Origin of the sequence: Natrinema limicola JCM 13563 (genome assembly GCF_000337475.1) — an archaeon.
GTDB classification, from domain to species: Archaea; Halobacteriota; Halobacteria; order Halobacteriales; family Natrialbaceae; genus Natrinema; species Natrinema limicola.
On record NZ_AOIT01000041.1, the window covers coordinates 1 to 7,940 of the forward strand.

At 61.0% G+C, this 7,940-nt stretch carries 8 protein-coding genes and 1 rRNA gene; 5 read left to right on the top strand and 4 right to left on the bottom strand.

Features of this window, described 5'->3' with window-relative positions:
- The first annotated feature begins 85 nt into the window (after window positions 1–85).
- On the top strand, window positions 86–1,018 hold the full coding sequence (locus C476_RS11470; RefSeq protein ID WP_008013054.1) for a cation:proton antiporter domain-containing protein: 933 nt from the start codon (window positions 86–88) through the stop codon (window positions 1,016–1,018).
- Between the two features lie 235 nt (window positions 1,019–1,253).
- Window positions 1,254–1,445 (top strand): 30S ribosomal protein S17e, encoded by a 192-nt coding sequence (locus C476_RS11475; RefSeq protein WP_008013056.1) that lies wholly within the window; start codon window positions 1,254–1,256, stop codon window positions 1,443–1,445.
- A gap of 260 nt (window positions 1,446–1,705) precedes the next feature.
- Here the strand turns inward: C476_RS11475 and C476_RS11480 are convergent, their stop codons facing one another.
- Window positions 1,706–1,963, bottom strand: coding sequence for a hypothetical protein (locus C476_RS11480; RefSeq protein WP_394295556.1), 258 nt, complete (start codon window positions 1,961–1,963; stop codon window positions 1,706–1,708).
- 249 nt (window positions 1,964–2,212) lie between these two features.
- Between C476_RS11480 and asd the strand changes: the two genes are divergently transcribed.
- Window positions 2,213–3,247 (top strand): aspartate-semialdehyde dehydrogenase, encoded by a 1,035-nt coding sequence (asd, locus tag C476_RS11485; protein WP_008013060.1) that lies wholly within the window; start codon window positions 2,213–2,215, stop codon window positions 3,245–3,247.
- Between the two features lie 142 nt (window positions 3,248–3,389).
- The gene (locus C476_RS11490) at window positions 3,390–3,698 is read left to right on the top strand and encodes a HalOD1 output domain-containing protein (protein WP_008013062.1); all 309 of its coding nucleotides are present in this window, start codon (window positions 3,390–3,392) and stop codon (window positions 3,696–3,698) included.
- Window positions 3,699–4,164: 466 nt separating this feature from the next.
- Here the strand turns inward: C476_RS11490 and C476_RS11495 are convergent, their stop codons facing one another.
- Window positions 4,165–5,139 carry a D-2-hydroxyacid dehydrogenase gene (locus tag C476_RS11495; protein WP_008013063.1) on the bottom strand — a complete coding sequence of 325 codons (975 nt, stop codon included), beginning with the start codon at window positions 5,137–5,139 and terminating at the stop codon, window positions 4,165–4,167.
- A 174-nt stretch (window positions 5,140–5,313) separates the two neighbouring features.
- On the opposite strand from C476_RS11495, the gene C476_RS11500 reads away from it, so the two are divergent.
- On the top strand, window positions 5,314–6,705 hold the full coding sequence (locus tag C476_RS11500) for an NAD(P)/FAD-dependent oxidoreductase (RefSeq protein WP_008013065.1): 1,392 nt from the start codon (window positions 5,314–5,316) through the stop codon (window positions 6,703–6,705).
- A 365-nt stretch (window positions 6,706–7,070) separates the two neighbouring features.
- On the opposite strand, the gene C476_RS18970 is transcribed toward C476_RS11500, so the two are convergent.
- Together C476_RS18970 and rrf are read right to left on the bottom strand one after the other, a co-directional pair.
- Entirely contained in the window at window positions 7,071–7,244 is a 174-nt protein-coding gene (locus C476_RS18970; protein ID WP_008013067.1) for a hypothetical protein, read from the bottom strand.
- 612 nt (window positions 7,245–7,856) lie between these two features.
- Window positions 7,857–7,940: ribosomal RNA gene (gene rrf / locus C476_RS11505) — 5S ribosomal RNA — on the bottom strand; the annotation flags it as partial.

The window sequence follows — 7,940 nt, forward strand, 5'->3', positions numbered from 1 at the left end:
CAGAAGATCCACAAGCAACGGCCGATTCTCCAGGAACAACTCGCTACCGCCATCAAACCGGCAACTGAGGCCTAACTAAAGACCAATGGCAGCGCTGTCGTTTCTCGGAACCGCGCTGACCGTGCGGCTCTTCCTCGATGCGAACTGGGACGTCGCGTTTCTCGTCGGTGCGTTACTGGTTGCGACTGGACCGACGGTCATCACGCCGATTCTCGCGGTGATTTCCGTCCGCGAGGAGATCGCAACGATCCTCGAGACCGAAGGCATCATCAACGATGTCACCGCCGCGATCCTCGCAGTCGTCATCTTCAAGACGATGACGGCGCAGGAACTCGCACCGAGAGGGTTCATCTTCCTGTTCATAGAGCGGCTCGGACTGGGAATCGTCACGGGGCTGGCGATTGCAGGCGTCGTCTGGTACCTCCTCACGCGAGTCGACCTTCCGGAACAAGCAGCGCCACAGACGGCCCGGTTGCTCGCGTTGGCCGGAGCCGTTATCGCGTTCGCGATCGCGGATTCGGTGTTTTCGGAAGCCGGCATCGCAGCCGCGGCTACCGCAGGCTTTACGCTCGGAAATCTCGAGTTGCCCCACCGAGAGGGTATCCTGCGACTTAATCAGGACGTGACATTGCTCGTCCTCTCGTTCGTGTTCATCACGCTCGCGGCGTTGCTCGAGTTCTCCGAACTCCGCGCGCTCGGGATCGCCGGGCTTGGGGTCGTGGGGGTGGTGACGGTGGTGCTGCGCCCACTGGTCGTCTTCCTCTCGACGGCTGGCGAGGCGTTTCCGGTCCGCGAGCGGCTGTTTATCAGCTTCATCGGCCCGCGCGGGATCATTCCAGCTTCAGTCGCAACGCTGTTTGCGATCCGTCTGCAGACGACCACGCCGCCGACGGATCCCGCAGGTGCGGACATCTTACTCGGCACGGTCTTTCTCATTATCCTCGTCACGGATGTCGTCGAGGCGGGCTTTGCGAGACAGATCGCAGCCGCGTTCGGCGTCGTTGAGGTAGAGGAATAGAGGATTCGTTGGGAGGGACACCTCTCGTGGACGACAACGCATCGCTGGCCGGTACAGACGGCAGACGCACACAGCGACTCTCGTTCGAGAAGGGCCACAGAGAGTCACGAGTAGGTGGTCATCTCGTCTCAATCCGATCTCTTTCAGCGTACCGCGACGCAACGTACCCCATTCCCCATGGTCGTCAATCGGTGGAAATGGTGCGTTATAAGGGCCTCTAGACGGAAACCCCTGTATGGCAATCAAACCGGCCTACGTCAAGAAGACCGGCAACCTCCTTCTGGAGCAGTACCCGGAGGCGTTCACGACCGACTTCGAACAGAACAAAGAAAGCGTCGAGAAGCTCACCAACGTCGATTCCAAAGGTGTTCGTAACCGCATCGCGGGATACGTAACCCGAAAGAAAGGCGCGCAAGTGCCTGCGTAAGTCGGTTTTCTTATACTAGCGACGGAACGTCACTGCACACCCGATCGCACGACAGCGATAGCGATCGGCGTGTCACTCGTTTCATACGGTCTGCTGTCCCGATGTCCCGGTGGGCCCGCAGTGCGGGTCGCGGTCCCACCGGACATGACTGACAGTAGTCCGTATCAGTGGTCCCGTCTCCGAGAAGCTGCCCGAGTGCAACGAAGAGCGACGGCCTCATCGGGCTCGCGAAACGATATCGAATCGTCGCAAAAGTCGAGTTATTCGCCGAACCCGGGTTCCATGTAGGCTGCAGCAGTAAGCGCCACGAGGGCGAGGGTGAGCCCGAACACGAGCGCGACGGCTCCGGTCAAGATATCGAGCTGATAGCCGATCACAGGGAACACGCCGTCGTTGTAGCCCGTCCACGCGATAAAGACGGACAGCAGGGCAGTCACGGCCGCGACAGCCGTCGCACCCATGCTAAACGGCGTCTCGAGCAGTCCTCCGTTGCGGGTACTCGCGGTCGAACTCGTCATCGGAACCACCTCTGGCCAGTGGCCTCGCGTCGATCCTGTCGGTAGTGCATCGGTTCCTAGGTACTGCTCCCGTTTCTTAATATCTTCTATCCGAACTAGCGACCCGCCTATGATGGCGTGTCCTCGCTCTCAGCCACGCTCTTGTGCTCGATTGGCATTGGAGAGCCACTCACTCGAGCAACTCTGTCGACTGACATGCGCTACCGAAAACCCAAACGGTTTTGCGGACACGACTCTGAGTGGCGGAAAATGGCAGTACGAGTAGGCGTACTCGGTGCGACCGGTGCTGTTGGACAGCGACTTATCCAACTGCTCGACCCGCACCCTGATTTCGAGATCGCAGCACTGACCGCAAGCGACGCAAGCGCCGGCAAGACGTATCGGCAGGCCGCAAAATGGCGCGTCGACAGTCCGATTCCGGACGACGTCGCCGACATGACCGTGACGGCGACCGACCCCGACGACGTTCCAAACGACGTCGACCTGCTGTTCTCGTCGCTCCCCTCGAGCGTCGGCGAGGCCGTCGAGCCCGGCTTCTGTGACGCCGGCTACGTCGTCTCCTCGAACTCCTCGAACGGCCGGATGGACGAGGATATCCCCCTCGTAATCCCCGAAGTCAACGCCGAGCACCTCGATTTGCTCGAGGTCCAGCGCGACGAGCGCGGCTGGGACGGCGCGATGGTCAAAAACCCCAACTGCTCGACGATCACCTTCGTCCCCACGCTCGCCGCCCTCGAGGAATACGGCCTCGAGAAAGTTCACGTCGCGACCCTGCAGGCCGTCTCGGGCGCGGGCTACGACGGCGTCACCTCGATGGAGATCATCGACAACGCCATCCCCCACATCGGCGGCGAAGAGGACAAACTCGAGACCGAATCGAAGAAACTGCTCGGCAGCTTCGACGGCGCGGAACTCTCGCTCAACGACGTCGAGGTCGGTGCCTCGTGTAACCGCATCCCGACGATCGACGGCCACCTCGAGAACGTCTTCGTCGAGACCGCCGAGGACCTCACCCCCGACGAGGCCGCCGAGGCCATGCGCGAGTACCCGAGCCTCGACTTGTACTCCTCGCCGGACCAGCTGATCGAGGTCTTCGAGGATCCCGAGCGACCACAGCCACGTCTCGACCGCACCCTCGGCGACGGCATGTCGATCGCCGCCGGCGGCATTCGCGAATCGACGTTCGGCCTGCAGTACAACTGTCTCGCACACAACACGATGCGCGGCGCGGCCGGCGCAAGCGTGCTCAACGGCGAACTACTGCTCGAGAACGGCTATCTCTAGCGTCAGCAGCTAACAGCCGACTTTCCGTTCAGCGGCTCGTGTGACCGTTCATCTCTGACAGGGGGAGCCGAGAGCCGCCCCGTTTTAAAACGTTGACTGTTCAATCGGAGTCACTTCGTTGGTTGATCCGATAGGGCGTGGTATGGAAACCGAAACCGCTCTCTGTGAATCACGTCTGCAAGACGGATACGATGCCTATCAGGCCCAGCCGGACCAGCCGCTCAGCGAAGCGGTCATCGAAGCGATCGCAGCAGCGTCCGATCTGGACGCCCTCGAGGTCGCAGACGAGTTCGGCCCGCTGTACGACGCGATCGATCCGACTGCACTCGATTCGCTGTTTCAGTCTGCCGGGGAGACGAACCAAACCGTCGGCTGTGTAACGTTTTCCTACGCCGGCTATCGGATTTCAGTCGACCAGACCGGACGAGTCGTCCTTACCGAACGCCAGTAACAAGACACTCGAAACTGCTGTCGTCGGACACGATGACAGTGTCACTGTTACCAGCCAAACGAGTCACCAGCGTCTCACGAGCCAAAAACGGCGAGAGAGTATACCGAAGGATACCGAATGACGAGCGCAAACAGGACGATGAGTCGCGGGTATAGACCTGTACTGTTTGCTGGGGACCTGTGAGGGACACTGCCGGCTTGCTGAATCGTTGGCGTCCCGCACTCGAGCGTCCATCTAGTGATGGAGAGGAACCGTATGATCGTGGTCAGTTCCTGCCCCGACATACGGTTTCCTGTCACTGGTTCCCGGTGGGCCCGCAGGACGGTCGCGGCCGACCGTCACTGACTGATACGGTCTGCTGTCCCGATGTCCCGGTGGGCCCGCAGTGCGGGTCGCGGTCCCACCGGACATGACTGACAGGAGTCCGTATGACAGCAGCCCATATCAGCCAGTGAACGGCTGCCGATCAGGGGAGTACTTGATTCTCGAGGTCGGCATCCGCGCCGTCTGCATCGATCCGGCAGACGTTTTCGGCGACGATATCGGCCAGTCGGTCGTAGTACTGTGGCGTGTGGCCTGCGTTATGTGGTGTGAGCTGGACGTTCTCGAATGTCCACAGCGGATGCGCCTCGGGCAGCGGTTCCGGATCGGTGACGTCCAGTGCGGCCCCGCGGATCCAATTCGACCGCAGTGCCTCGACTAACGCATCCGTCTCGATAACTGGACCGCGAGCGACGTTGACCACCACTGCATCGGGGTCAATCGTCACGAACGCCTCGCGGTCGAGCAACCCGTGGGTCGTCTCCGTCAGGGGACACGCTAACACGAGATAATCCGTCCGCGCGAGCGCGTCATCGAACGCCTCGCTCTCGAAGCCGATCACCTCGTCGGTTGGCCCACCCTTTGCGGGCGTGTAGCGGACGCCGATCGTCTCGACGCCGAACGGCTCGAGGCGCTCACAGACCGCCTGTCCGATCGCACCCAGTCCGATGACGGTGACGGTCGACCCCTGCAGTTCGTGGGCCCGATAATGTCGCCACTCGCGGCGTCGCTGGCGGCGCGCACCGACATGAAACCGCCGAGTGAAATACAGAATCGACCCCAGCACGTGCTCGCCGATGTTCGGCCCGTGGACGCCCGAGGCGTTGGTTACCGTGACACCCCGGCTCTCGAGTTCCTCGAGTGGCAGATGGCCGGTCCCTGCGTAGGCACAGGCGAAGACCGAGAGGTTCTCGGCGTGCTCGAGGAGGGCTTCCTCGAGCGTCATTCCGGTGACGAACGTCGCGTCCCGGATCGTCTCGCGCTCGGCGGCCGGCGTGCGCGCAAGCGCGACGGTGTGGTCCGGGAGTCGGTCGCGGATTGCATCAGCGTACTGTTCAATTGGAATTCCGTGGGTTCCCCTCCGAAGCACGAGTACGTCCGGCGCGTCAGCATCGCTCATGGTCATGCCCTCGCCCAGCGCGCTCAAAAGCGTTCGTCTCGCGGCACCGTCTCGTTCGCACCAGAGAGATGGAACGGTCAACACCGTATCGAAACAGCCAGCGATCGAACCCGGCGCAGTCTGTCGAAACCTCCCTCGCAGTTTTTATAATGGCTCACTGAGTCCAAACGGCGTATGGAACGCGTAGACGTCGCGATCGTCGGCGGTGGCCCCGCAGGCGCGTCCGCGGCCGAACAGGCTGCCGCCCATGGCGCAGAGACGGTGCTCTTCGAGCAGGGGGTCCCGCGCGAGGATCGAGAAGAGCTCGGTCCGGATTCGACCGATGCCGCCGGGATGCTCGACTACTGGATCGACATCATGGGGTTCGATTACCGTGAGATCCCCGACGATGTCATCCTGCAGGAACTCGAGGCCACGGAGTTCATCGGCCCGAACAGCGCCGTCGAATTGCGGACGACCGGGATCGACGCCAGCTATCCCAAGTTCGGCTATACCTTCCACCGCGCACGCATGGATGACTGGCTCTACGACCGCGCGACTGAGGCGGGTGCCGACCTGCGTGTCGGTGTCGGCGTCAAATCCCTCGAGACCGACCTCCGAGCGACGAGTCCACAGGGGCCGACCCACACGCTTTCGCTCTCGAACGGCGACGAACTCGAGGCCCAGTACGTCGTCCTCGCGGACGGCCCACAACGGCGGATCACGCTCGAGGCGCTCGATCAGTTTACCGCACCGGGCCGAAGCGTCTCCGACTACCTCTCGCCGCCGGAGGCGAACCATATCGCGTACCAAGAGTACCGGGAGTTCCCCAAGGAGTTGTTCGCGGAGTTCGAGGACACCCTCACGTTCTGGTGGGGATACATGCCGGGCGAAACTGCCTATCCGTGGGTCTTCCCAAACGACGGCACAGTCGCCCGTGTTGGGCTGACGATGCCAATCGGGATGGAACTCAACGATGTCGACAACCCAGGAAGCTACAAGCTCTTGCGGCCCGACGACGAGAAACTCCCGTCGGGAGCGGAATATATCAGCCGCCTGCTCGAACAGGAGTACGGCGACGAGTACGACATCGAGGAAGACATTCCCCGCGTCGAGGATCGCGGGAAGTCCAAGGGGACGGAAACCTACCCCATCTCGTCGACACGACCGATCGAGTCGCCCGTCGGCGCGAACATCGCTGTCGCCGGCGGCGCGATGGGAACCACCTCGGCGTTCCACGAGGGCGGCTATCACGTCGCCGTCCGCACCGGCAAAATCGCTGGCCGGTTAGCTGGAACGGACTCGCTCGAAAACTACAACGACATCTGGAAACGCGCAGTTGGCGACGAGATCCTGCGCAACGTGGCCTTCGCAGATATCGTCAACGACTACGATCCAGATGACTGGGACTGGGCATTTAATGCTGTTAGCAATATGCAAGGCGACAGCGGTGATAACATCCTGCTCAGCAACCGATACACTGCCGGACTCGACGCAGTGAAACTCCTCACAGCGTACAAACGGCGCAAGTTCGGATACCGCGACGGCCGCTACGTCCAGCTATCGGAAGCAGACTATCTCTATTGAGACGGTCTGGTGTACCGATTTTCCGATGGGACCGCAGGGCAGTCGCGGTCCCACCGGCACTGACGTATAGTAGTCCGTCTGATACTGCCGGCTGTCGGGACTTCCGTTGCCACGCCGAGCGTGTGGCAGTTCCAAACTGGACTGTCATTGCAGTTCCTCCGACGATTTGAAGTGGTCTATTCAGAGGACGACGTGGGAGTCGAGAGGGAATCGCTGTAAAGCACACCAACCACGATCGCCCGAAACCGATCGCTGCTCGTCGCCACTGCTGTTTGACTCACTTGGACCGCTACCATCGCCTTGTTAATAACCTGCAGTGTGACCATCCACAGCGCACGAGCTCCTCGAGAACGTCGGTCGACGGATTACGGCAACTCATCCGGATCCGTCTCGATCACTCGAAGTTCCGACGATTCACAGTCACAGAACGTCGATTGACCGAGCGGCTGAAAACTGCCGTCGGGCCAGATCTGAACGATACCGATCTCTCCACAGCGATCGCACGTCGCCGCCGCGCGTTGCTTGTCGTCGTTACCCACAGTATCACCTCGAGAGACCTCTCTACCACAGCGAGCGATGAAAAACCCTAGTGGCAGTGGCACCCTCGGTGAGATGAGATGCCATCCACACCGCGACCGGCTTCACTGTATTCGCATGTGATCCAACACGATCAACAGGACAGGACGGCTCGAGCCTGCAAGAGTTAAACCGGCCGCGTCCCTAGAGAAACTGCGTGCCTTTAGTCCCCGTCCGAGCAGACCCATTCGGGTGCGATGACAGTACGGCGAACCCGGGCACGCGACAGTCGTACTCGGAGAACGCATCGCGTTCTCCCGCCCGGCACGAGGGTTAGCCAGCTGACACGGCATGCCGCCACGGGATGAGGCTGGACGTTAGTGTTCCGGGCGTACACGTTCTCTATCCAGAGTGAGCTCGCACTCGAGACTGGTCAGTTTAAGTACGTCGCGGACTTGCTGAAGTAGCGACTGGAAGTTACTGCACACCGGCTGTACGGCCGCTATATATCGTTCAGTTGTCACTGTAAAGAGTGAGTAGTGTAATAGTAAGTAGTGGTGAGTATTAAACGCAGAAAGCCCCACAGAGCAACCGCGTTCGCGGTGGCTGTGTGGGGCTACTGTATTGAGTATGAGTGGAGGCGGCGAAACGAGTTTCCCAGAGGGTCGCCCACTCCAGTACTCACCGTAACGCAGGCGGGCTTATCTTCCGTGTTCGGG